We start from the raw sequence: 21,827 nt of genomic DNA, 5'->3' as shown, positions 1-21,827 counted from the left end.
TCAACGGTCCGCTCCCCGACCGACGCTCTAGAGAAATATCCTGTCAGCGAGTGCCGAGCAGCTTGCGCGCGGCCTCGACCTGCGCCATGCATCCGCTCTCATCTCCGCTCTGCGCCAGCTGGCGCGCATTCTGGAGATGGATCGCGAATTGCTCCTGCGGGGATTCCTGGGCGGCGCCTTTGAGCGCCTCTCGCTGATGCTCGCTCGAGGCGGCGCTAGGTGCGCTCCCGGTACTCGGCATGGTGCCTGAGGTCCCCTCCTGGGGCTGCGTGCCCTGGAGCGTCTGGGTCTGATGGGGGCTCGCCTGTGGCTGTCCGCTCTGGGCCTCCATCTGCTTGAACTGCGCCTCGAGCTGATTGACGTCCTGGGCGCAGTCGGCCAAGGCGGGCGGGCTAAACGCCAAACACGCCGCAGCCGAGACGATAAAGGTCCACCTCATGGTGTGTCCTCCGGCTAAACCATTGTTTCCAGATGAATAGACACGACTGATCGCCCGGAAGCTGCCGGGCCCGCTTCCCGCCAGCTTCGCTGACAGCGAGGTTATTGCCGTACCTTCGCCTTCAATGAAGCGAGCCGATCGGCTGGAACGGCCGCGTCGAAGGCGGCCATTCGAAGAGCTTCGCGCTCATACTCCTCATCCGGCGCGTCGCTCGAACCGACCAGGGAGACGGTGTAGCTCGTCACAAAGACACCGTTCTCGTCGAACACATCGACGACCCGTTCGGGCATGGCGGCCTCCGGAATCAGCCGCGTCGTCAGCGCGGCAGCGAACCCGTCCAGTAGGGGCTGATGCCGTAGTAGTCGTGGATGTCCCGCTCGTACTCGCGGTTCCAGCGAGGCGGGGCCTCTTCACCATAGGTCGGCGCCCCTTCGAGCTGTTCGCGCGACAGGTTCACGACGTAGCCGCCCTTGTCGGTGTCGTAGTCCAGCGCCGACCAGGGCAGCGGGTGATATTTCTCGCCGATGCCGAGAAAGCCGCCGAACGACATCACGGCATAGGCGACCTGCCCGGACACCTTGTCGATCATCACGTCGTGGATCTCGCCGAGGCGCTCGCCCGCGGCGTTGTAGACATCCGTCCCGGCGACCTTGTCGCCGGAGATGAGCGTGGTCGTCTCCTCACGATGTTCCATAGCCCGTCTCCTTGCCTCCCGATTGCACGTGCAACGGGAAGAGAGGGCTGCACGGTTCCTTCCCAAATTGTGCGATTTTGGGGGTCGCGGGACCGCTTTCGAAAGTAGCTCGGCCCTCGCGCTCGCGGTTTATTCCGGCTGGAAGTCCAGCGCCACGCCGTTGATGCAGTAGCGCAGCCCGCTGGGCGGCGGGCCGTCCTCGAAGACATGGCCGAGATGGCTGCCGCAGGTGGCGCAATGCACCTCGATGCGGACCATGCCCCAGCTGCGGTCGACCGTGGTCTCGACCGCGCCCGGCACCGGGTCGTTGAAGCTGGGCCAGCCGGTGCCGCTCTCGAACTTCAACTTCGACTCGAACAGTTTGCTGCCGCAGCCGGCGCAGCAGAAGGCGCCGGGCCGGTGCTCGGTCAGCAGGCTGCAGCTCCCCGGCGGCTCGGTGCCGTGCTGCCGCATGATCCGGTACTGCTCCGGCGTGAGGATGCGGCGCCATTCCTCGTCGTTGCGGGTCACGGGATAGGGTTCGGGCATTATCGATCTCCTCGGCCGGCGTCACGGGGAGGCGCCGGCGTCCCGACCCTGATATAGGGTGGCGACACCATTCGAGGATAGGGAGGACGGCATGGACGGGCGGGATTTCGCCGGGCGGCGGGTGCTGGTGACCGGCGCCGGTAAGGGCATCGGCCGCGCGACGGCAGTGATGCTGCACCGGCGCGGCGCTGAGGTGATCGCCGCCACCCGCAGCCCCGAGGACCTGGCCAGCCTGGAGCGGGAGATCGGCTGCCGCACCATCGCGGTCGACCTGGGCGACGCCGAGGCCACGCGGCGGGCGGCGGCCGAGGCGCTGCCGGTGGACGCCCTGGTGAACTGCGCCGGCACGACCACGCTGGAATCCTTCCTCGACACCACGGTCGAGACTTTCGATCAGATCATGGCGGTGAACGCCCGGGCGCCGATGATCGTGGCCCAGGTGGTGGCGCGCGACCTGATCCGCCGCGGCGCGAAGGGCGCCATCGTCAACGTGTCGAGCGTGTCCTCCATGATCGGCCTGACGGACCACACCGCCTATTGCGCCTCCAAGGGCGCGCTCGACGAGATCACCCGGGTGATGGCGGTGGAGCTGGGGCCGCACGGCATCCGCACCAACAGCGTCAACCCGGTGGTGACGCTGACGCCGATGGCGGTGAAGGCCTGGAGCGACCCAGCCAAGTCCGGCCCGATGCTGGGCCGCATCCCGCTCGGCCGCTTCGCCCAGCCGGACGACGTCGCCGAGGTGATCCTGTACCTGCTGAGCGACGCCTCGGCGATGATGAACGGCGCCATCGTGCCGGTCGACGGCGGCTTCCTGGCGACCTGAGCCAGCCCGTCAGGGCGCCTCGCGGCAGACCGCCTCGACGTTGTGGCCGTCGGGGTCGAGGATGAAGGCGCCGTAGTAGTCCGGATGATAGTGCGGCCGCAGCCCCGGCACACCGTTGTCGCGGCCGCCGGCGGCCAGCCCGGCCGCGTGGAAGCGGTCCACCGTCGCCCGGTCCGGCGCCGCGAAGGCGACATGGGTGCCGGTGACGGCGCCGTGATGCAGGCCGATCCAGAAGAAGGCCCTGCGGCCGACGCCGTAGCCGGCGAAGGTCTCGCCATCGGCATAGAGGCGGGCGATGCCGAGCGCCGCCAGCAGCTGGTCGTAGAAGGCCTTCGACCGGTCGAGATCGCCGACCCTGATCGTCACATGGTCCAGCATCCGAGCCTCCTTCCCTTCGATCCGATCACAATCCCCACAGACCCGGCTCGAACCGCCAGGCCGCGATGCCGACGCCGGCGGCCGGGACGGCCAGCGCCGCCGCCGCCCCGTCGAGCGGCGGCAGGTCGTGCAGATGCCAGTCCGCCGCGTCTGCCAGGTCCGGCGGCAGCGCCGGGCGGCTGATCCGCTCCGCCGGGTCGGCGCTGACGCTGAAGCCGGTGAAATCGAAGGAGAAGCCGCGGCCGAGCCCCTTGGACAATGCCTCCTTGCGGGTCCAGACCGCGTAGAAGGCGGCGGTCAGGGCCTGGTCGGAGAGCGCGGCGAGGGCCGCCCGCTCCGCCGCCGAATAGGCTATGCCGGCGACCTCCAGCGGCGGCGGGTGCCGCACCGCCTCGACATCGACGCCGACCTCGATGTCAGGGGCCAGCGCCACCAGCGCCCAGGGGCCGCTGTGCGAGAGGTTGAAGCGGAGCCCGCCTTCCGCCAGCTCGGGCTTGCCCCAGGCGTTCTGGCCGAAGCGCAGCGTCCGCGCCGGCCTGCCGAGGGCGCGGCCGAGCAGCAGCCGCAGCGCCGCATGGGTGGCGACATAGCGGGCCCGCAGCAGATCGGTCCGGAACCGGTCGGCGCGCGCCCGCTCCTCCGCCGACAGCACGGCGAGTCCGGCCCGCGGGTCGCGCTCGGTCGGGAGCCGCCAGACATGGACCTCACCCGGCAGGAGGTCGGGAAAGCCCGATGGCATGGCCCAGATGTCGGACATCGCCCCTCCTCGCCCTTAGTGCCGGCAGGACGTCAGCCACCCCTCACTGTCATGCCCGGGCTTGCCCTGGGCATCCAGAGGGTCTCGACATCTTCTGGATTGCCGGGTCAAGCCCGGCAATGACAGAAAAAGGGGTAGCGCGTCCCGATATCGGCGTCAGCCCTACTCCCCGTAAGGCAACCAGATGTTCTTCACCTGGGTGGCGCGGCGCAGGTATTCGCGGCCCTGCCCTTCGGTGTCGGACAGCCAGTCGCGGCGACGGCCCTGGTTGGTCCAGGTGGCCTTGAGGTTGCCGGCGCTGGCCTTCTCCACCGCCGCCCCACCTTCGGCCGGGCCGACATACCAGAGGGCGGCGACGTCGTCATGCTCGGCCAGGGTCTTCGCCAGCGCATCGCGCTCGCCGGTGACGATGTTGACCACCCCGTCCGGCACGTCGGAGGTGTCGAGCACCTGGTAAAGGTCGGTCGCGGCCAGCGGGTGGCGCGGCGAGGGCACGGCGACCACGCGGTTGCCCATGGCGATCGCCGGCACCACCAGCGAGACGAAGCCGAGCAGCGGCGCCTCGTCCGGGCACAGGATGCCCATCACGCCCCAGGGCTCGTTCATCGCCAGAGTCACCTGGCGGGCCCGGGCGTCGTGCACCTGGCCGTCATATTTGTCGGCGAAGCCGGCATAGAAGAAGATCCGCCGCACCGCGGCCTCGACCTCCGCCGCAGCGGCCTTGGCCGAGGCGCCGGTCATGGCGGCGATCCGGCGGGTGAACTCCTCGGACCGCGCGGCCAGGTTCTCGGCCAGGTAGTACAGCACCTGGGCGCGGTTGTGCCCGGCCAGGCCGCCCCAGCCGGTAGCCTTGTGCGCCGCCTCGACCGCGTTGCGGATGTCCTTGCGGTTGCCGAGGCCGGCCTGGCCCAGCACCCGGCCCTTCGGATCCAGGATGCTGTAGCTGTAGCCGCCATCCGGCCGCGCCTGCTTGCCGCCGACATAGAGCTTGGCGGTGCGGTCGATCGAGGGCAGGTCGTGATCGCCGCCCAGCGGCACCGCCGCCAGAGGCGCCGCGGCCGAGGGCTTCAGCGCCGGCGCATCCTTCTCCCAGCCCGGCACCAGGTATTCGTACATCCCTTCCCGGCCGCCCTCGCGGCCGAAGCCGCTCTCACGATAGCCGCCGAAGCCGACCGCGGCGTCGAAGGAATTGGCGCAGTTGATCCAGACCACGCCGGCCTTCAGCCGGGCCGCGACGTGCAGCGCCTGGTTCACTGTCTCCGACCAAACCGAGGACGCCAGGCCGTAGCGCGAGTTGTTGGCCAGCGCCACCGCCTCGTCCGGGGTGCGGAAGGTCGAGGCCGACAGCACCGGGCCGAAGATCTCCTCCTGCGCCATGGTCGCCGCGGGCTCAACCTCGGTAAAGAGAGTCGGCGGGAAGTAGAGCCCGCCCTTCGGCAGGGTCGCCGCATCCTGCCAGCAGGCACCGCCCTCCTTCTTGCCCAGCTCGACGTAGTGCTTGACGCGCTCGAGCTGCACCTGGGCCACGAGCGGCCCCATGTCGGTCGACTTGTCGAGCGGGTCGCCCACCCGCAGCGTCGCCATCCGGCGCTTCAGCTTGTCGTACAGGCGGTCGGCCACGCTCTCTTGCACCAAGAGGCGCGAGCCGGCGCAACAGACCTGGCCCTGGTTGAACCAGATCGAATCCACCACACCCTCGACCGCGGCGTCGAGATCGGCGTCGTCGAACACGATGAAGGGCGACTTGCCGCCCAGCTCCAGCGACAGCTTCTTGCCCGAGCCGGCGGTCGCCTCGCGGATCTTGCGGCCGACCTCGGTCGAGCCGGTGAAGGCGATCTTGTCGACGTCCGGATGCTCGACAAGCAGGGCGCCGGTGTCGCCGTCGCCGGTGACGATGTTCAGCACGCCCGGCGGCAGCCCCGCCTCCTGCGCGATCTCGGCGAAGAGCAGCGCGGTCAGCGGGGTGAACTCGGCCGGCTTCAGCACCACCGTGTTCCCGGCGGCGAGCGCCGGCGCCACTTTCCAGGCCAGCATCAGGAGGGGGAAGTTCCAGGGGATGATCTGGCCGCAGACGCCGACCGGGCGATAGCCGGGGAACTCGGTCTCGATCAGCGAGGCCCAGCCGGCATGGTGGTAGAAGTGCCTCGCCACCAGCGGGATGTCGATGTCCCGGCTCTCGCGGATCGGCTTGCCGTTGTCCATGGTCTCGATCACGGAGAGCAGCCGCTCTCGGCGCTGGACGTGGCGGGCCAGGGCGTAGAGGTGGCGGGCGCGCTCATGGCCCGGCAGCGCCGCCCAGCCCTTCTGCGCCCGGCGCGCGGCCTTGACCGCGGCGTCGACATCCTTGGCCGTGCCCTGCGCCACCTGCGCCAGCGGCTTGCCTGTGGCCGGGTTCAGCACCTCGAACCGGCCGCCCTCGGCCGGGGCGACGAACCTGCCGTCGATGAAATGGCCGAAGCCCGCCTCGTGCCGCGCCAGCCAATCGCGGGCGATGCCGCTGTCCTCCGGCGCCGGGCCGTAATCCATGGTGTCGAGAATCTCCGCGATCCGGGGCATGGCAGCGCTCCTCAAGCGGCGGCGTGGCGGTGGCCGGCCGAGTAGCGGCCGGTGACGAAATGCTCGATCTGGCGCTCGACATCGGCGAGCAGCGAGGAGGCGCCGATCCGGAACAGATCCGGCTCCAGCCAGGGCCGGCCCAGCTCCTCCTTCATCAGGATCAGCCAGGCGATCGCGTCCTTGGCGGTGCGCAGGCCACCGGCCGGCTTGAAGCCGACGCGCATGCCGGTGCGGGCCTCGTAGTCGCGGATGGCGCGGACCATCACCAGGCTGACCGGCAGGGTGGCGTTGAGGTCCTCCTTGCCGGTCGAGGTCTTGATGAAGTCCGCCCCCGCCATCATGCAGACCAGGCTGGCGGCCTCGACATTGCGCAGGGTCTTCAGGTCGCCGGTCGCCAGGATGGTCTTCAGATGCGCATCGCCGCAGGCCTCGCGCATCGCCCGCACCTCGTCGTAGAGGGCGGACCACTCCCGGTTCAGCACCTGGGCGCGGTGGATGACGATGTCGATCTCGGCCGCCCCCTCCTCCACCGCATAGCGGATCTCGGCCAGACGCTGCGGCAGCGGCGTCAGCCCGGCCGGGAAGCCGGTGGCGACGGAGGCGACCGGGATGCCGCTGCCGGCCAGCGCCTTCACCGCGGTGCCGACCATGGTCGGGTAGACGCAGACGGCGCCGACGGTGGGCGGCCGGTCGGCCAGGCCCAGCGCCTCGGCCAGGTCGTCGCGCAGCGGGTGCCGGGCCTTGGCGCAGAGGCGCTGCACCCGGCCCGGCGTGTCGTCGCCGGCCAGTGTGGTCAGGTCCATGCAGGTGATCGCCTTCACCAGCCAGGCGGCCTGGTATTCCTTCTTCACCGTGCGGCGAGTGGTCAGGGTGGCGGCCCGGCGCTCGGCGGCGCTGAGATTGACCCGCGCCGCCTCGACCCAGTCCAGCTCCAGCGCCGTGCCCGGGTTGCGGTGGATGTTCCTGGCGGCCGTGTCGGCAACGGCTCGAAGGTCAGGCATGGGCGTCTCCCTTGGGCTCTGCGCGGGAACAGAGCGCCGCCGACACCGGGCTGTCAAGGCGGTGCGCGGAGCGATACGCTGGCCGAACCAATACCGTCGGAGGGAAGGCTCATGACCGAGAGTGCGCGCGTGCTTACCGGCAAATGCTATTGCGGCGCCGTCCACTACGCCGTGGCCGATGCCTTCCTCTATGCCCAGAACTGCCATTGCTCGAACTGCCGGCGGACGACGGGATCGGCCTTCAAGCCCTTCGCCGGGATCGAGCGCGGCAAGCTGGCCGTCACGGAGGGCGCGGACAAGCTGATGATCTACGGCGACGAGACCGCCAACAACACGCATTGCCGGGTCTGCGGCTCGCTGCTCTATTCGGTCGTGCGCGACGGCGCCTATGTCCATGTCGCCATGGGCACCTTGGTCGACGATCCGTCCATCCGCCCGACCGCGCATATCTTCGTTGGCTCCAAGGCGCCGTGGTTCACCATCGCCGACGACCTGCCGCAATATCAGGAGTTCGCGAAATAGGCCGGTCTTGAAAGCCCGGCTCATGTGACCGTTTCGCCACACCCTCCGCCTCTCCCGCGCGACAGATCCGGCAGCTCACATCGAGGCGCTTGAGCGGGCGAGTCCTTGTCGCTATATCGGCGCCACCAGGCCGGGCCCCTCTGGCAGCTCCTTCGGATCTGCGATGTCGGACTGGAGACTCCCACGGAGTGGCCCGACTGCCGATCCCCTGACCCGCTCCTCCGGGATGGCATGCAGGCCGCTCTTCGCGACGAAGAGGACGGTTTTCGCATGGAAGAATTGCTGACGGGCGAGGCGCTGGCGGCCTTCCTCCAGGTCATCATGATCGATCTGGTGCTGGCCGGCGACAACGCCATTGTCATCGGCCTGGCCGCGGCCGGGCTGCCCAAGGAACAGCGCGGCAAGGCCATTCTGATCGGCATCGGCGCCGCCACCCTGCTGCGCATCATGTTCGCCCTGGTGACGACGCAGCTGCTGGCCATCGTCGGCCTGCTGCTGGCCGGCGGCGTGCTGCTGCTCTGGGTGTGCTGGAAGATGTGGCGCGAGCTGCGCCATTCGGCCAAGGAAGAGCATCAGGCCGAGGAGGCGCTGGCCGGCCACGACGAGAACGGCAACGGCGCGCCGCGCAAGACCTTCGCCCAGGCCGCTTGGCAGATCGTGATCGCCGACGTCTCGATGTCGCTGGACAACGTGCTGGCGGTGGCCGGTGCGGCGCGCGAGCACCCGGCCATCCTGGTGTTCGGCCTGGCGCTGTCGATCGCGCTGATGGGCTTCGCCGCCTCCTTCATCGCCCGGCTGCTGAACCGGCACCGGTGGATCGCCTATGTCGGCCTGGCGATCATCCTCTATGTCGCGCTCGACATGATCTGGCGCGGCGCGCTGGAGGTCTGGCCGCATCTGCCGGCGATGTAAGGCACTGTTTTCCCACTGTCATTGCCGGGCCTGACCCGGCAGTCCAGAAGATGTCGACGCCCTCTGGATGCCCGGGTCAAGCCCGGGCATGACAGTTTGAGGGGGGCGGGGTTCGCCCCTTATGCCAGCGGCCTTTGAGATCGACGCTTCTGCCTTTTCCCGTCATGGCGAGGCGCGCAGCGCCGTGGCCATCCAGGGCCGGTGCGAGCCGCCCTGGATGGCCACGCCCCTTCGGGGCTCGCCATGACGGTGTAGGGGCCAGGAGTCGATCTCAAAGACCACCGATGCAAGGCACAAGGGCCGGGCGATCGCCCGGCCCTTTTTGACTCAGCCCTCCACCAGCAGATCCCGCACCGCCAGGGCGACGATCTCGGTCGCCTTGTACAGGTCGTCCAGCTTCAGCCGTTCGTTGGCGCGGTGGGCGTTGGCGTCCTCGATGGTGCGAGGGCCGGCGCCGTAGAGGGCGATCGGCACGCCGGCCGCGGCGTAGTGTCGGGCGTCGGTGTAGAGCGGCACGCCCTTGACCGGGACCTCCTCCCCCAACACCGCGGCGGCACGGCGGCGGATCGCCCCGGCCAGCCGGTCGGTGCCCGGCGGCGGCGACAGCGGCTCGGCCAGGAGGATGCGGCGGACGGTGACGGTGGCCTTCGGGAAGGCCTTGGCCGCATCCTCGATCACGCCGCGCAGCTCCGCCTCCACCGCGGCGCCGTTCTCCTCCGGGATCAGCCGGCGGTCGAGGCGGAACGCCACCCGGTCGGGCACGACATTGGTGTTGATGCCGCCCTCGATCAGCCCGATCGTCAGCTGCGGCGAGCCGATGCCGGTCACCTTCGACACCGTCGTGGGATAGATCCTGCGGTGCTCGTAGAGCCTCGCCAGGATCGGCGTCGCCGCCTCCAGCGCGTCGATGCCGGTGGATGGCAGCGCGGCATGGGCCGACTTGCCGCGGACCTCGACCTCGAGGTGCAGGCAGCCATTGTGCGCCGTCACCACCGCATAGCTGAAGGCAGCGGCGATGGCGTAGTCCGGCTTCGACAGCCCCTGCTCCAGGATCAGCTTCGGCCCGATCTCGCCGCCCGACTCCTCGTCATAGGTCACGTGCAGCTCGACCGTGCCGCGGGTCAGCTGCCCCGCCTGCTCCAGCGCCTTCAGGGCGAAGGCGTAGCTGGCGATATCGGATTTGGAGACGGCGACGCCGCGGCCATACATCCAGCCGTCGACCACCTCCGCGCCGTAGGGGTCGTGGGTCCAGCCCTCGCCGGGCGCGACCACGTCGCCATGGGCGTTCAGGGCAATCACCGGCCCGTCGCCGAAGCGGCGGCGGACGATCAGGTTGCTGGCGCTGATCATGCCATGCGCCCGCGCCAGCTCCGCCGCCACCGGATGCACCTCGACCTCGAAGCCCAGCTCGCGCAGCAGCTCCGCCGTCCGCTTCGCATGCGGCTCGCAGTCGCCTGGCGGGTTGTCGGACGGGACCTTGACCAGCTCCGCCAGGAACCGGGCCTGCTGCTCGCGGGCACCATGGAGGTAGCTGCGGATGGCGGTATCGATGCTGTCGGTCATCCCAAAGGCTTTCGTGTCAGGCAGGATCGTACTGGTGGAGAAAATCGAGCAGGACGCGGACGGCGAGGTCCGCATCCTCGACGGTGATGGATTCGGCCGGGTTGTGGCTGATGCCGCCGCGGCAGCGCAGGAACAGCATGCCGACCGGGGTCAGCGACGCCATGGCCATGGCGTCGTGGCCGGCACCGCTGGGCAGGCGCCGGGCCGGCAGGCCGTGCCGGCGGATCGCCGTCTCCAGCCGCTCCATCAGCGCCGGGTCGCAGCGCACGGCATCGGCGTCGTAGTAGCGGTCCAGCGTCAGCTCGACGCCGCGGCCGCGGGCGATGCCCTCCAGCGCCGCCGTCATCTCGGCCATCGCGGCCAGGCGGTCGGCGTCGTCCGGCGCCCGGATGTCGATGGTGAAGCGCACCGCGCCCGGGATGACGTTGACCGCGTCGGGCTGCACCTCCAGCCGGCCGACCGTCGCCACCACCTCACGCCGGCCCTGGGCGCAGCGCTCGATCGCCAGGACCATGGAGGCGGCGGCGGCCAGCGCGTCGCGGCGCAGGTCCATCGGCACCGTGCCGGCATGGCCGGCCATGCCGCGGACCGTGGCGTTGTAGCGGGCGGCGCCGTTGATCGCGGTGACGACACCGAGCGGCAACCCTTCGGCCTCCAGCACCGGCCCCTGCTCGATATGCAGTTCGACATAACCGAGCACGTCCTCGGGCCGCCGGGCCTCGGCCTTGAGCCTGTCCGGGTCGCCGCCGAACTCGCGCAGCAGGTCACCCAGACGCAGGCCGTCATCGTCCAGCGCGTCGGCCACCGCAGGGTCGACCGTGCCGGCGACGGTGTTGCTGCCGGTCAGGGTGACTGGGAAGCGCACGCCTTCCTCGTCGCCGAAGCCCAGCACCTCGATGGCGAAGGGCAGCCGCTCGCCGCGCCGGTGCAGTTCGTCAACCACGGCCACAGCCGCGAGCACGCCGAGATTGCCGTCGTATTTCCCGGCGTCGCGCACCGTGTCGATGTGCGAGCCGAGCAGCAGCGCCGGCAGGCCCGGCCGGTCGCCCTCATAGCGGCCGACGACATTGCCGGCGGCGTCGGTCCGCGCGGCCATGCCGGCTTCGCGCATCCAGGCCAGGACCTGGTCCGCCGCCTGCCGGTGCGCCGGCGACAGGAAGGTGCGGGTCAGCCGGTCCGGCTCCTCGCTGAAGCGGGCCAGCGCGTCCAGCCGTTCCATCAGCGCGGGGCCGTAGGCGAGGGTGTTCTTGGTCGGAGCTGTCCCGAGGCTCACGGCAGCAAATCCTTCAGTCGCAGGAGGGCGATCTTCTCCACCTCGGCCATGGCCGTGGCGAATTCGATGTCGCGCGGGTTGTCGATCCGGCGCTCGAAGGCGGCCAGGATCTCGGCCCGGCTGCGGCCCTTCACCGCCATGATGAAGGGGAAGCCGAAGCGCTCGACATAGCGGGCGTTGAGCTCCTGGAACCGGGCGAACTCCTCCGGCGTGCAGCGATCGAGCCCGGCGCTGGCCTGCTCGGCGCTGGAGCTGGCGGTGAGCTCGCCGGCCACGGCCAGCCGGCCGGCCAGGTCGGGATGGGCGCACAGCACCTGAAGCTGCCGGTCGTGGTCGGCGGCGCGGAACACCGCGCAGAGCGCGGCATGCAGCCCTTCGGCGGTGTCCTGCTCATGGCTCAGCCCGGCCTCCCAGGCTGCCTCGGCGATCCAGGGCGAATGCTCGAACACGCCGCCGAAGCGGACGGTGAACAGGTCGCGGTCCATGGTGCTGGGGCGCGGGGAGGTCATGATCCGCCCCCGCCATACGGATGCTTCTCCCTCCAGTGGCGGGCGATCTCGATACGGCGGCAGAACCACACGCCGTCATGCTGCTTCGCGTAATCGAGGAACCGCTCCAGCGCCATGATCCGGCCCGGCCGGCCGACCAGGCGGCAATGCAGGCCGACCGACATCATCCGCGGCGTCTCCGCCCCCTCCTGGTACAGCGCGTCGAAGCTGTCCTTGAGATAGGCGTAGAACTGGTCGCCGGAGTTGAAGCCCTGCACCGCGGCGAAGCGCATGTCGTTGGCATCCAGCGTATAAGGCACGATCAGCTGCGGCCTGCCCTCGACCAGCTCCCAGTACGGCAGGTCGTCGTCATAGGCGTCGGCATCGTAGAGGAAGCCGCCATGCTCGGCCACCAGCCGCCGGGTGTTCGGGCTGGTGCGGCCGGTGTACCAGCCCAGCGGCCTCTGGCCCGACACCTGCTCCAGGATCTCGACCGCCTTGCGGATATGCTCGCGCTCGGTGTCCTCGCCGACATACTGATAGTTGATCCAGCGATAGCCGTGGCTGGCGATCTCGTGCCCGGCCTCGACCATGGCGCGGATCACCTGCGGGTTCCGCTCCGCCGCCATGGCGACGGCGTAGATGGTCAGCGGGATCTGCTTGCGGTCGAACAGCCTGAGAATCCGCCAGACGCCGACCCGGGCGCCGTAGTCGTAGAGGGATTCCATCGAGATGTGGCGCACGCCCGGCAGCGGCTGGGCGTTGACGATCTCGGACAGGAAGCTCTCGGAAGCCGCGTCGCCATGCAGGATGCAGTTCTCGCCGCCCTCCTCGTAGTTGAGGACGAACTGCAGCGCCAGCCGCGCCCCGCCCGGCCAGTCGGCCTTCGGCGGGTTCGGGCCGTAGCCGACGAGATTTCTCGGATAGACGGACACCGGCTCTCGCCTCCCCTCGCACGCGTGATCCCGGACATAGGATACCGGCCCGGCCGGCATCCACTTTTGCGATTGCGTTGAAAGTCTTTCCGCCGAACACCCGTTGAGCCCGGCGGGTCCCGGCGTGAAACATTATGCAAACAACAAGCGCGCCACGACCGAAACAGGGCGATAATGCCCGGTGGCGCGCCGGACCGCCAGGGACCGCCAAGGCGCCGGCAACACGGAGAGGCAGGATGGCCGAGAACACGGCATCCCATCATGGGGCATCCCACCGGGGGCGACTGACCACGCATGTGCTCGACACCGCGCATGGCCGGCCGGGCATGGGCATCGGCGTGGCGCTCTACCGCCTCGACGGCGACCGCCGGACGCTGCTGACCGAGACCCGCACCAATGCCGACGGCCGCTGCGAGGCGCCGCTTCTGGCCGGCGACGAGTTCCGGCCCGGCACCTATGAGCTGGTCTTCGCCGTCGGCGCCTATTTCCGCGTCCTGTCCGGGGGTGGCGGCGCCACCCCGGCCGACCCGCCCTTCCTGGACCAGGTGCCGATCCGCTTCGGCATCGCCCATGCCGACCAGCACTACCACGTGCCGCTGTTGATCTCGCCCTGGTCCTACTCCACCTATCGCGGCAGCTGAGGCCATCATGCGGGACACCGTCCGTTTCCTCTTCGGCGACGAGCTGCGCGAGATCCGCACGGTCGACCCGACCCTGACCGTGCTGGACTGGCTGCGGGTCGAGGAGCGCAAGACCGGCACCAAGGAGGGCTGCGCCGAGGGCGATTGCGGCGCCTGCACCATGGTGGTCGGCCGCCGCGACGGCGACCGCATGCGTTACGAGCCGGTCAATGCCTGCATCCGCTTCCTGGCGACGCTGGACGGCTGCCAGCTGCTGACCGTGGAGCATCTGAAGGGCGCCGACGGGGCGCTGCACCCGGTGCAGCAGGCGATGGTCGACTGCCACGGCTCGCAATGCGGCTTCTGCACCCCCGGCTTCGTCATGGCGCTGTTCGCCCTGTACCGCAACGATCCGGCGCCGACCGAGGACCGGATCGACGACGCCCTGGCCGGCAATCTGTGCCGCTGCACCGGCTATGCCCCGATCGTCGCCGCCGGCCGGCGGATGTACGAGCTGGGCGCCCCCGAGGCCGACCGCTTCGCCGCGGCCGAGGCGGAGATCGCGAAGCGCCTCGCAGCGCTGGAGGATGACGAAACGGTCGGGGTCGGCGACGGCACGCGCCGCTTCTACGCCCCGGCCTCGAAAGCCGCGCTCGCCTCGCTCCTGCTGGAGCATCCGGACGCCTGCATCGTCTCGGGCGCGACGGATGTCGGACTCTGGGTCACCAAGCAGCTGCGGGTGCTGCCCGCCGTCATCTACACCGGCCGGGTGCGCGACCTGCGTGGCATCCGCGAGACCGCGGACGGCTTCGAGATCGGCGCCGCCACCACCTATGCCGAGGCGATCGGGCCGCTCGGCGCCGCCTACCCCGATTTCGGCGAGCTGATCCGCCGCCTCGGGGCGGAGCAGGTGCGCGCCGTCGGCACGATCGGCGGCAACATCGCCAACGGCTCTCCGATCGGCGACACGCCGCCCGCCCTGATCGCCGCCGGTGCCACCCTGGTGCTGCGCCGTGGCGAGGAGCGCCGGTTGCTGCCGCTGGAGGAGTTCTTCATCGCCTATGGCAAGCAGGACCGACGGCCGGGCGAATTCGTCGAGAGCATCCTGCTGCCGAAGCTGCGGCCCGGCGACCGGTTCCGCGCCTACAAGATCAGCAAGCGCTTCGACCAGGACATATCCGCCGTCTGCGGCGCCTTCCGGCTGCGGGTGGAGGACGGTAAAGTCGCCGAGATCCGCATCGCCTATGGCGGCATGGCCGGCATCCCGAAGCGAGCGGCGGAGACCGAGGCGGCGCTGACCGGCAAACCGTGGACCGAGGCGACGGTGCGCGCCGCCATGTCGGCGCTCGCTCGCGACTTCACGCCCCTGACCGACTGGCGCGCCAGCGCCGGCTACCGCGCGCGGGTCGCCGCCAACCTGCTCTTGAAGCTGCACGCCGAAACCGCCGATCCCACAGCGGAAACCCGCCTGGTCGGCGAGCGGAGCCTGGCCCATGCCTGACACCACCCTCTCCCAGGCCCAAGCTCAGACCGCGGCCGACCGCATCGAGGGCTCGGTGCACGACCCGCGCCGGCACGACAGCGCCCACAAGCATGTCAGCGGCGAAGCCGTCTATATCGACGATATCCCGGAGCCGGCGGGCCTTCTTCATGTCTGCCTGGGGCTGAGCGAGAAGGCCCATGCCCGGATCCGGTCGATCGACCTGGGTCCGGTCCGCGCCGTGCCCGGCGTGGTGCGCGTCTTCACCGCCGCGGATGTTCCCGGCGAGAACGACATCGGCTGCAGCCATCTGGGCGACGAGCCCCTGTTCGCGACCGACCTAGTGCAGCATGTCGGCCAGCCGATCTTCGCCGTGGCCGCCGAGACCCGCGACCAGGCCCGCCGCGCCGCCCGCCTGGCCGTGATCGATTATGAGGAGCTGGCGCCGGTCCTGGATTACGAGGTCGCCCGCGGCGCCGGTACGCTGGTGACCACGCCGATGACGCTGAAGCGCGGCGACGCGAAGGCCGCGATCGCGGCGGCGCCGCGGCGCATCGACGGCCGGATGCGGATCGGCGGGCAGGAGCATTTCTATCTGGAGAGCCAGGCGGCGCTGGCCCTGCCGGGCGAGGACGGCGACGTCACCGTCCATTCCTCGACCCAGCATCCGAGCGAGGTGCAGCACATCGTCGCCAGCGTCCTTGGCGTGCCCGACGGCGCGGTGACGGTCGAGGTGCGGCGCATGGGCGGCGGCTTCGGCGGCAAGGAGACCCAGGCCAACCTGTTCGCCGCCGCGGCCGCCCTGGTGGCCAAGGCCACCGGCCGCGCCGCCAAGCTGCGGCCGGACCGCGACGACGACATGGTCATCACCGGCAAGCGCCACGATTTCGAGGTCGACTATTCGGTCGGCTTCGACGCGGAGGGCCGGATCGAGGGGGTCGAGATGCTGCTGGCGGCGCGCTGCGGCTGGTCGGCCGACCTGTCCGGGCCGGTCACCGACCGCGCCCTGTTTCACGCCGACAACGCCTATTACTACCCGGCGGTGCAGCTGTCCTCGCTGCCGCTGAAGACCAACACCCAGTCGAACACCGCCTTCCGCGGCTTCGGCGGGCCGCAGGGGCTGGTTGCGGGTGAGCGCCTGATCGAGGAGATCGCCTTCGCCGTCGGCAAGGATCCGCTCGAGATCCGCAAGCTGAACTTCTACGGCACCGAGGACCGCAACGTCACGCCGTACCACCAGACGGTCGAGGACAACATCGTCCACGAGCTGGTGGCGGAGCTGGAGCGCGACAGCGACTACTGGGCCCGGCGGCAGGAGATCCGCGCCTGGAACAAGACCAGCCGCTTCCTCAAGCGCGGCCTGGCGCTGACGCCGGTGAAGTTCGGCATCTCCTTCACCTTGACGGCCTACAACCAGGCCGGCGCGCTGGTGCATGTCTACAAGGACGGGTCGATCCATCTGAACCACGGCGGCACCGAGATGGGCCAGGGCCTGTATGTCAAAGTTGCTCAGGTCGTGGCCGAGGAATTCCAGGTCGATATCGGCCGCATCCACATCACCGCCACCACCACTGGCAAGGTGCCGAACACCTCGGCCACCGCCGCCTCCTCTGGCGCCGACCTGAACGGCATGGCGGCGCAGGCCGCAGTACGCACGATCAAGGAGCGGCTGATCGCCTTCGCCGCCGAGCGCTGGCAGGTGAAGCCGGATCAGGTCATGTTCCGCCGCAACGCGGTGCGGATCGGCGACCAGGAGGTGCCGTTCGCGGAGCTGGTGCGCGCCGCCTATTTCGGCCGGGTGCAGCTTTCGGCCGCCGGCTTCTACAAGACCCCGAAGATCCACTGGGACCGCGCCGCCGGCCGCGGCCGGCCCTTCTACTACTTCGCCTATGGCGCCGCGGTCAGCGAGGTCACGGTCGACACGCTGACCGGCGAATACCGCCTCGACCGCGTCGACATCCTGCACGACGCCGGCCGGTCCCTGAACCCGGCGATCGACCGCGGCCAGGTCGAGGGCGGCTTCGTCCAGGGCGCCGGCTGGCTGACGATGGAGGAGCTGTGGTGGGACGACAAGGGCCGCCTCAGGACCCATGCGCCCTCCACCTACAAGATCCCGGTGGCCAGCGACCGGCCGAAGATCTTCAACGTCCGGCTGGCCGACACGCGGAACCATGAGGAGACGATCTACCGCTCCAAGGCGGTGGGCGAGCCGCCGTTGATGCTCGGCGTCTCAGTGCTGCACGCCATCTCCGACGCCGTCGCCAGCGTCGCCGACCACAGGATCTGCCCGCGCCTCGACCCGCCGGCGACGCCGGAGAAGGTGCTGGACGCGGTGGAGCGCCTACGGGCTGTGGTGACGGGAGACGCCCCATGACCCCCCTCGCCCCCACCCTGCGGCTGTGGCTCGGCGACGGCGAGCCGACGGTGCTGGTGACGCTGACGGAGGCCCGCGGCTCCACCCCGCGCGAGGCCGGGGTGCACATGCTGGTCACCGCCTCCCGCAGCCGCGGCACCATCGGTGGCGGACGGATGGAGTGGGACGCGATTGCCGCCGCCCGGGCATTGATTATTGCCAAGGAGCGGTCGAAACGGGTCGAGATCCCGCTCGGCCCCGCCATCGGCCAGTGCTGCGGCGGCTTCGTGGTGATCGAACTGGAGCTGGCCGACGGCGCCACCCTGGCCCGGATCGAGGCCGAGGAGGCGAATGAGGCAGCGACACGCCCCAGCGTCCTGATCTTCGGCGCCGGCCATGTCGGCAAGGCCCTGGCCCGCGCCCTGGCGCCCCTGCCTCTGAAGATCCAATGGATCGACGGCCGGGCCGACGAATTCCCGGCCGAGATCCCGGAGACCATCACCCGGCGGCTGACCCCGACACCGCTGGACGCGATCGCCGAGGCACCGCCCGGCGCCGCCTACCTCGTCATGACCCACAGCCACGCCCTGGATTTCGAGGTCACCGAAGCGGCTCTGCGCCGCGACGACGCCGCCTATGTCGGGCTGATCGGGTCGGCCACCAAGCGCGAGCGCTTCGAGCGCTGGTTCCGGGCCCGCGGCAACGACCCGCGGCGCGCCGGATTCCTGACCTGCCCGATCGGGGCGGGCCTCGGGCGGGACAAGCGCCCGTCCGTCATCGCCGCCATGGTCGCGGCGGAATTGCTCGTCGCCTTCGCCAAGGCTAAGGACAGGCCTGCCCTCGCCGACAAACCGGCGGCGGGGGCGGCTCCAGAACAGGAGGCTGCATGGACCGCAACCCGGGGGCCGGCCCCGCGCGGATCGAACTCCGCGGCATCACCAAGAGCTTCGCGAGCCTCGTCGCGAACGACGGCGTAAGCTTTTCCGTCCAGCCCGGCGAGATCCACGCGCTGCTCGGCGAGAACGGCGCCGGCAAGTCGACGCTGGTCAAATCCATCTACGGGCTGCTGCAGCCCGATGCCGGCGAGATCCTGTGGAACGGGCAGCCGGTCCGTCCCGCCAGCCCGCACGACGCCCGCCGCCTCGGCATCGGCATGGTGTTCCAGCATTTCTCGCTGTTCGAGGCGCTGACCGTGGCCGAGAACATCGCCCTCGGCCTCGAGGCCCCGCCCGATCGGCGCGTCCTGGCCAAGCGGATCCGCGAGGTCTCCGCGGCCTACGGCCTGCCGCTCGATCCCCATCGCGAGATCCACACCCTGTCGGTCGGCGAACGCCAGCGGGTCGAGATCGTACGCTGCCTGCTGCAGGACCCGAAGCTGCTGATCATGGACGAGCCGACCTCGGTCCTGACGCCGCAGGAGGTGGAGCGGCTGTTCGAGACGCTGCGCCGCCTGGCCTCGGAGGGCTGCTCGATCCTCTACATCAGCCACAAGCTGCACGAGATCAAGGCGCTATGTAGCCGGGCCACGATCATGCGCGCCGGCAAGGTCGTCGGGTCCTGCGACCCGGCGGTCGAGACCGCCCGCAGCATGGCGCAGATGATGATCGGGGCGGAGCTGCGCACCCTGTCCCGCCGCGGCGCACGCGACGCGTCCGAGCCGCGGCTGGTGGTGGAGGGGCTGAGCCTGCCGGCCGACGGCCCCTTTGGCACCGCGCTGAAGGAGATCCGCTTCACTGTCGGCGCCGGCGAGATCCTGGGCATCGCCGGCATCGCCGGCAACGGCCAGAACGAGCTGCTGCAGGCGCTGTCCGGCGAACGCCGGGTCCGGCCGGCCGGCGCCATCCGCATCGGCGGCAGGCCGGTCGGGCAGATGAGCGCGGAGCAGCGCCGCCTGCGCGGCCTGTGCAGCGTGCCGGAGGAGCGCAACGGCCACGCCGCGGTGCCGGAGATGAGCTTGGCCGCCAACACCCTGCTGAGCGCCCGCAACCGCATGAAGCTGGCGCCCGGCGGACTGATCCGCGCCGGCCTGGCGCGCCGATACGCCGAGCGGGTGATCCACGAGTTCGGGGTCAAGACTCGCGGTGCGGAGGCGGCCGCCGGCAGCCTGTCCGGCGGCAACCTGCAGAAATACGTGGTCGGGCGCGAGGTGCTGCAGACGCCCGAGATCTTCATCGTGTCGCAGCCGACCTGGGGCGTCGACGCAGGCGCCGCCACCGCGATCCACCAGGCGCTGATGACCCTGGCCCAGAACGGCGCCGCGGTGGTGGTGATCTCGCAGGATCTCGACGAGCTGCTGCAGATCACCGATCGCCTCGCGGTGATCAATCTCGGCCGCCTGTCCGAGGCCCGGCCGACGCACGACATCTCGGTCGCCGAGATCGGCCTGCTGATGGGCGGACTGCACGGCGCCGAGCCGGCCGCGGCCGAAGAGAAGGAGCACGCCATCCATGTCGCTTAGGATCGAAGCCCGGCGGGAACCGTCCCGCGCCATGGTCTGGCTGACGCCGCTGATCGCCATCGCCCTGACCGTCGCCAGCGGCTATCTGCTGTTCCTGGCCCTCGGCCTCGACCCGGCCGAGACGCTGTTCCAGTTCCTGATCGCCCCGGTCGAGAGCTTCTACGGCTGGACCGAGCTGGGGGTGAAGGCGGCGCCGCTGATCCTGATCGCCACCGGCCTCGCCATCGGCTTCCGCGCCAATGTCTGGAACATCGGGGCGGAGGGCCAGCTGATCATGGGCGCCATCGCCGCCGGGGCCGTCGCGCTCGCCTTCTGGGGCGAGGAGGGCTGGTGGATCCTGCCGGCGATGTGCGTCGCCGGGGCGCTGGGCGGCTTGGCCTATGCCGCGATCCCGGCCTTCCTGAAAACCCGCTTCGACGTCAGCGAGATCCTGACCAGCCTGATGCTGACCTACGTCGCCTCGCTGATGCTGGGGATCCTGGTATTCGGGCCGTGGAAGGACCCGGACGGCTACAATTTCCCGCAGACCCGGATGTTTACCGACGCGGCACTGCTGCCGATCCTGGTCGAAGGCACGCGGCTGCATCTCGGCGTCGCGGCGGCGCTGCTGGCCGCGGTCGCCGCCTGGTTCCTGATGGGCCGCACCGTGTTCGGCTTCCAGATCCAGGTGGTCGGCCAGGCCCCGGCCGCGGCCCGCTTCGCCGGCTTCAGCCGCAAGCGCGTGACCTGGTTCAGCCTGCTGCTGTCCGGCGCGCTGGCCGGCCTGGCCGGCACCTTCGAGGCCGCGGGGCCGATCGGCCAGCTGATCCCGCAGCTGACCCCCGGCTACGGCTTCACCGCCATTATCGTCGCCTTCCTCGGCCGGCTGCACCCGATCGGCATCGTCGCCGCCGGGCTGGTCATGGCCCTGTCCTATATCGGCGGTGAGAACGCCCAGGTTTCCGCCGGGCTGCCGACGGCGGCGACCGGCGTGTTCCAGGGCATGCTGCTGTTCTACCTGCTGGCCGCCGACGTGCTGGTCCGCTACCGCCTGCGCTGGACCGCCGGCCAGGCCAAGCCCGTGCCCAAGCCCATGACGGTGTCGTGATGGATATCCTGGTTCTCATCGCCGCGACGGTGATCACCGCTGCCACCCCCCTCCTCCTCGCCGCCACGGGCGAACTGGTGGTCGAACGCTCCGGCGTGCTCAACCTCGGCGTCGAGGGCATGATGCTGATCGGCGCGGTCACCGGCTTCGCCGTCACCTTGACCACCGGCCAGCCGGCGCTGGGCATCCTCGCCGCCGCCCTGGCCGGCACGGCGATGGCGTTGATCTTCGCCGTCCTGACCCTGACCTTGATGGCCAACCAGGTCGCGACGGGCCTGGCCCTGACCATCTTCGGCGTGGGCTTGAGCGCGCTGATCGGCACCGCCTTCGTCGGCCATCCGATCGCGCCGCTGCCGAAGCTGTCGCTGCCGGTCCTGACCGGGCTGCCGGTCGTCGGCCCCCTGCTGTTCGGCCAGGACGCGCTGGTCTACCTGTCGGTCGCCATGACCATCGGCGTCGCCTGGTTCCTGAAGCGCAGCCGCGCCGGGCTGATCCTGCGCGCGGTCGGCGAATCCGCCGAATCGGCGCATTCGATTGGCCATCCGGTGATCCTGGTGCGCTATCTCGCCTGCCTGTTCGGCGGCGCCATGGCCGGGCTGGCCGGCGCCTTCCTGTCGATGTCCTACACGCCGCTGTGGATCGAGAACATGACCGCGGGCCGCGGCTGGATCGCGCTGGCGCTGGTGGTGTTCGGCTCCTGGCGGCCGTGGCGCGTGTTCCTCGGCGCCTATCTGTTCGGTGGCGTCACCATCCTGCAGCTGCACGCCCAGGGCATCGGCGGCATCGAGGTGCCGGCGCAGGTCTTCACCATGCTGCCCTACCTCGCCACCATCGCGGTGCTGGTGATCATCGCGGCCGGCCCATGGCGCGGCCGGCTGCAGGCGCCGGCGGCGCTGGGCAGGCCGTTCCGCCCTTCCGTCTGAGCCACGGATCGCTATCATCATACGAATCACAACA

At 70.2% G+C, this 21,827-nt stretch carries 22 protein-coding genes; 10 read left to right on the top strand and 12 right to left on the bottom strand.

From position 1 onward, the window contains the following. Positions 1 to 43: 43 nt before the first annotated feature. The 4 genes from KXR53_RS18770 to msrB form a co-directional block, all read right to left on the bottom strand. A complete protein-coding gene (locus KXR53_RS18770; RefSeq protein WP_437376779.1) occupies positions 44 to 439 on the bottom strand; it encodes a hypothetical protein in 396 nt (131 codons plus the stop codon). 101 nt (positions 440 to 540) lie between these two features. After that, on the bottom strand, positions 541 to 729 hold the full coding sequence (locus tag KXR53_RS18765; protein WP_437376778.1) for a hypothetical protein: 189 nt from the start codon (positions 727 to 729) through the stop codon (positions 541 to 543). 26 nt (positions 730 to 755) lie between these two features. Continuing rightward, positions 756 to 1,133, bottom strand: coding sequence for a PRC-barrel domain-containing protein (locus KXR53_RS18760; protein ID WP_437376777.1), 378 nt, complete (start codon positions 1,131 to 1,133; stop codon positions 756 to 758). Positions 1,134 to 1,262: 129 nt separating this feature from the next. Then, a complete protein-coding gene (msrB, locus tag KXR53_RS18755) occupies positions 1,263 to 1,661 on the bottom strand; it encodes a peptide-methionine (R)-S-oxide reductase MsrB (RefSeq protein WP_437376776.1) in 399 nt (132 codons plus the stop codon). Positions 1,662 to 1,752: 91 nt separating this feature from the next. Here msrB and KXR53_RS18750 point away from each other — a divergent pair, with 91 nt between their 5' ends. Then, entirely contained in the window at positions 1,753 to 2,487 is a 735-nt protein-coding gene (locus KXR53_RS18750) for an SDR family oxidoreductase (RefSeq protein ID WP_437376775.1), read from the top strand. A 9-nt stretch (positions 2,488 to 2,496) separates the two neighbouring features. Here KXR53_RS18750 and KXR53_RS18745 read toward each other — a convergent pair whose 3' ends face one another. The 4 genes from KXR53_RS18745 to deoC form a co-directional block, all read right to left on the bottom strand. Further along, positions 2,497 to 2,865 carry a VOC family protein gene (locus tag KXR53_RS18745; RefSeq protein WP_437376774.1) on the bottom strand — a complete coding sequence of 123 codons (369 nt, stop codon included), beginning with the start codon at positions 2,863 to 2,865 and terminating at the stop codon, positions 2,497 to 2,499. Positions 2,866 to 2,890: 25 nt separating this feature from the next. After that, on the bottom strand, positions 2,891 to 3,622 hold the full coding sequence (locus KXR53_RS18740) for a 4'-phosphopantetheinyl transferase family protein (RefSeq protein ID WP_437376773.1): 732 nt from the start codon (positions 3,620 to 3,622) through the stop codon (positions 2,891 to 2,893). 162 nt (positions 3,623 to 3,784) lie between these two features. Continuing rightward, positions 3,785 to 6,178: an aldehyde dehydrogenase family protein gene (locus KXR53_RS18735; RefSeq protein ID WP_437376772.1), complete on the bottom strand. Its 2,394-nt coding sequence runs from the start codon at positions 6,176 to 6,178 to the stop codon at positions 3,785 to 3,787. Positions 6,179 to 6,189: 11 nt separating this feature from the next. After that, positions 6,190 to 7,179 carry a deoxyribose-phosphate aldolase gene (deoC, locus tag KXR53_RS18730; protein WP_437376771.1) on the bottom strand — a complete coding sequence of 330 codons (990 nt, stop codon included), beginning with the start codon at positions 7,177 to 7,179 and terminating at the stop codon, positions 6,190 to 6,192. Between the two features lie 111 nt (positions 7,180 to 7,290). Here deoC and KXR53_RS18725 point away from each other — a divergent pair, with 111 nt between their 5' ends. Both KXR53_RS18725 and KXR53_RS18720 read left to right on the top strand, forming a co-directional pair. Beyond that, positions 7,291 to 7,701 (top strand): GFA family protein, encoded by a 411-nt coding sequence (locus KXR53_RS18725; RefSeq protein ID WP_437376770.1) that lies wholly within the window; start codon positions 7,291 to 7,293, stop codon positions 7,699 to 7,701. A 270-nt stretch (positions 7,702 to 7,971) separates the two neighbouring features. Beyond that, positions 7,972 to 8,613 (top strand): TerC family protein, encoded by a 642-nt coding sequence (locus KXR53_RS18720; RefSeq protein WP_437376769.1) that lies wholly within the window; start codon positions 7,972 to 7,974, stop codon positions 8,611 to 8,613. Between the two features lie 327 nt (positions 8,614 to 8,940). Here the strand turns inward: KXR53_RS18720 and KXR53_RS18715 are convergent, their stop codons facing one another. From KXR53_RS18715 to puuE, 4 genes are read right to left on the bottom strand one after another with little or no spacing between them, the layout of a single operon-like run. Then, on the bottom strand, positions 8,941 to 10,176 hold the full coding sequence (locus KXR53_RS18715) for an ArgE/DapE family deacylase (protein WP_437376768.1): 1,236 nt from the start codon (positions 10,174 to 10,176) through the stop codon (positions 8,941 to 8,943). A gap of 16 nt (positions 10,177 to 10,192) precedes the next feature. After that, a complete protein-coding gene (locus tag KXR53_RS18710; RefSeq protein WP_437376767.1) occupies positions 10,193 to 11,449 on the bottom strand; it encodes an allantoate amidohydrolase in 1,257 nt (418 codons plus the stop codon). Next, positions 11,446 to 11,958, bottom strand: coding sequence for a 2-oxo-4-hydroxy-4-carboxy-5-ureidoimidazoline decarboxylase (gene uraD / locus KXR53_RS18705; RefSeq protein WP_437376766.1), 513 nt, complete (start codon positions 11,956 to 11,958; stop codon positions 11,446 to 11,448). The genes KXR53_RS18710 and uraD overlap by 4 nt, the downstream gene beginning before the upstream one ends. Beyond that, positions 11,955 to 12,872: an allantoinase PuuE gene (gene puuE / locus KXR53_RS18700; protein ID WP_437376765.1), complete on the bottom strand. Its 918-nt coding sequence runs from the start codon at positions 12,870 to 12,872 to the stop codon at positions 11,955 to 11,957. The genes uraD and puuE overlap by 4 nt, the downstream gene beginning before the upstream one ends. Positions 12,873 to 13,108: 236 nt before the next feature. On the opposite strand from puuE, the gene uraH reads away from it, so the two are divergent. From uraH to KXR53_RS18665, 7 genes are read left to right on the top strand one after another with little or no spacing between them, the layout of a single operon-like run. After that, positions 13,109 to 13,513, top strand: coding sequence for a hydroxyisourate hydrolase (gene uraH / locus KXR53_RS18695; protein WP_437376764.1), 405 nt, complete (start codon positions 13,109 to 13,111; stop codon positions 13,511 to 13,513). 7 nt (positions 13,514 to 13,520) lie between these two features. Then, positions 13,521 to 14,993 (top strand): xanthine dehydrogenase small subunit, encoded by a 1,473-nt coding sequence (xdhA, locus tag KXR53_RS18690; RefSeq protein ID WP_437376763.1) that lies wholly within the window; start codon positions 13,521 to 13,523, stop codon positions 14,991 to 14,993. Then, a complete protein-coding gene (gene xdhB / locus KXR53_RS18685; RefSeq protein ID WP_437376762.1) occupies positions 14,986 to 17,346 on the top strand; it encodes a xanthine dehydrogenase molybdopterin binding subunit in 2,361 nt (786 codons plus the stop codon). The genes xdhA and xdhB overlap by 8 nt, the downstream gene beginning before the upstream one ends. Then, entirely contained in the window at positions 17,343 to 18,302 is a 960-nt protein-coding gene (xdhC, locus tag KXR53_RS18680) for a xanthine dehydrogenase accessory protein XdhC (RefSeq protein WP_437376761.1), read from the top strand. The genes xdhB and xdhC overlap by 4 nt, the downstream gene beginning before the upstream one ends. Beyond that, complete coding sequence (locus tag KXR53_RS18675; RefSeq protein ID WP_437376760.1) at positions 18,212 to 19,783, top strand: ABC transporter ATP-binding protein; 1,572 nt, start codon at positions 18,212 to 18,214, stop codon at positions 19,781 to 19,783. Before xdhC ends, KXR53_RS18675 begins: the two co-directional genes overlap by 91 nt. Next, positions 19,773 to 20,870 carry an ABC transporter permease gene (locus KXR53_RS18670; RefSeq protein WP_437376759.1) on the top strand — a complete coding sequence of 366 codons (1,098 nt, stop codon included), beginning with the start codon at positions 19,773 to 19,775 and terminating at the stop codon, positions 20,868 to 20,870. Before KXR53_RS18675 ends, KXR53_RS18670 begins: the two co-directional genes overlap by 11 nt. Continuing rightward, a complete protein-coding gene (locus KXR53_RS18665; RefSeq protein WP_437376758.1) occupies positions 20,870 to 21,793 on the top strand; it encodes an ABC transporter permease in 924 nt (307 codons plus the stop codon). The genes KXR53_RS18670 and KXR53_RS18665 overlap by 1 nt, the downstream gene beginning before the upstream one ends. Positions 21,794 to 21,827 lie beyond the last annotated feature (34 nt).

The sequence above is a fragment of the Inquilinus limosus genome (genome assembly GCF_051487185.1).
In the GTDB taxonomy this organism is placed as follows: domain Bacteria; phylum Pseudomonadota; class Alphaproteobacteria; order DSM-16000; family Inquilinaceae; genus Inquilinus; species Inquilinus limosus_F.
The sequence above is the reverse complement of the archived record's forward strand: the minus strand, read 5'-3'. Positions and strand labels throughout refer to the sequence as shown.

What these genes read in the sequence shown, in the direction of transcription:
- KXR53_RS18725 (WP_437376770.1), top strand. Translation starts at nt 7,291, where the DNA reads ATGACCGAGAGTGCGCGCGTGCTTACCGGCAAATGCTATTGCGGCGCC.
- KXR53_RS18770 (WP_437376779.1), bottom strand. Translation starts at nt 439, where the DNA reads ATGAGGTGGACCTTTATCGTCTCGGCTGCGGCGTGTTTGGCGTTTAGC.
- KXR53_RS18670 (WP_437376759.1), top strand. Translation starts at nt 19,773, where the DNA reads ATGTCGCTTAGGATCGAAGCCCGGCGGGAACCGTCCCGCGCCATGGTC.
- uraD (WP_437376766.1), bottom strand. Translation starts at nt 11,958, where the DNA reads ATGACCTCCCCGCGCCCCAGCACCATGGACCGCGACCTGTTCACCGTC.
- KXR53_RS18665 (WP_437376758.1), top strand. Translation starts at nt 20,870, where the DNA reads ATGGATATCCTGGTTCTCATCGCCGCGACGGTGATCACCGCTGCCACC.
- KXR53_RS18760 (WP_437376777.1), bottom strand. Translation starts at nt 1,133, where the DNA reads ATGGAACATCGTGAGGAGACGACCACGCTCATCTCCGGCGACAAGGTC.
- KXR53_RS18720 (WP_437376769.1), top strand. Translation starts at nt 7,972, where the DNA reads ATGGAAGAATTGCTGACGGGCGAGGCGCTGGCGGCCTTCCTCCAGGTC.
- deoC (WP_437376771.1), bottom strand. Translation starts at nt 7,179, where the DNA reads ATGCCTGACCTTCGAGCCGTTGCCGACACGGCCGCCAGGAACATCCAC.
- KXR53_RS18735 (WP_437376772.1), bottom strand. Translation starts at nt 6,178, where the DNA reads ATGCCCCGGATCGCGGAGATTCTCGACACCATGGATTACGGCCCGGCG.
- KXR53_RS18745 (WP_437376774.1), bottom strand. Translation starts at nt 2,865, where the DNA reads ATGCTGGACCATGTGACGATCAGGGTCGGCGATCTCGACCGGTCGAAG.
- KXR53_RS18750 (WP_437376775.1), top strand. Translation starts at nt 1,753, where the DNA reads ATGGACGGGCGGGATTTCGCCGGGCGGCGGGTGCTGGTGACCGGCGCC.
- KXR53_RS18715 (WP_437376768.1), bottom strand. Translation starts at nt 10,176, where the DNA reads ATGACCGACAGCATCGATACCGCCATCCGCAGCTACCTCCATGGTGCC.
- xdhA (WP_437376763.1), top strand. Translation starts at nt 13,521, where the DNA reads ATGCGGGACACCGTCCGTTTCCTCTTCGGCGACGAGCTGCGCGAGATC.
- KXR53_RS18675 (WP_437376760.1), top strand. Translation starts at nt 18,212, where the DNA reads ATGGACCGCAACCCGGGGGCCGGCCCCGCGCGGATCGAACTCCGCGGC.
- uraH (WP_437376764.1), top strand. Translation starts at nt 13,109, where the DNA reads ATGGCCGAGAACACGGCATCCCATCATGGGGCATCCCACCGGGGGCGA.
- KXR53_RS18765 (WP_437376778.1), bottom strand. Translation starts at nt 729, where the DNA reads ATGCCCGAACGGGTCGTCGATGTGTTCGACGAGAACGGTGTCTTTGTG.
- KXR53_RS18740 (WP_437376773.1), bottom strand. Translation starts at nt 3,622, where the DNA reads ATGTCCGACATCTGGGCCATGCCATCGGGCTTTCCCGACCTCCTGCCG.
- msrB (WP_437376776.1), bottom strand. Translation starts at nt 1,661, where the DNA reads ATGCCCGAACCCTATCCCGTGACCCGCAACGACGAGGAATGGCGCCGC.
- xdhC (WP_437376761.1), top strand. Translation starts at nt 17,343, where the DNA reads ATGACCCCCCTCGCCCCCACCCTGCGGCTGTGGCTCGGCGACGGCGAG.
- xdhB (WP_437376762.1), top strand. Translation starts at nt 14,986, where the DNA reads ATGCCTGACACCACCCTCTCCCAGGCCCAAGCTCAGACCGCGGCCGAC.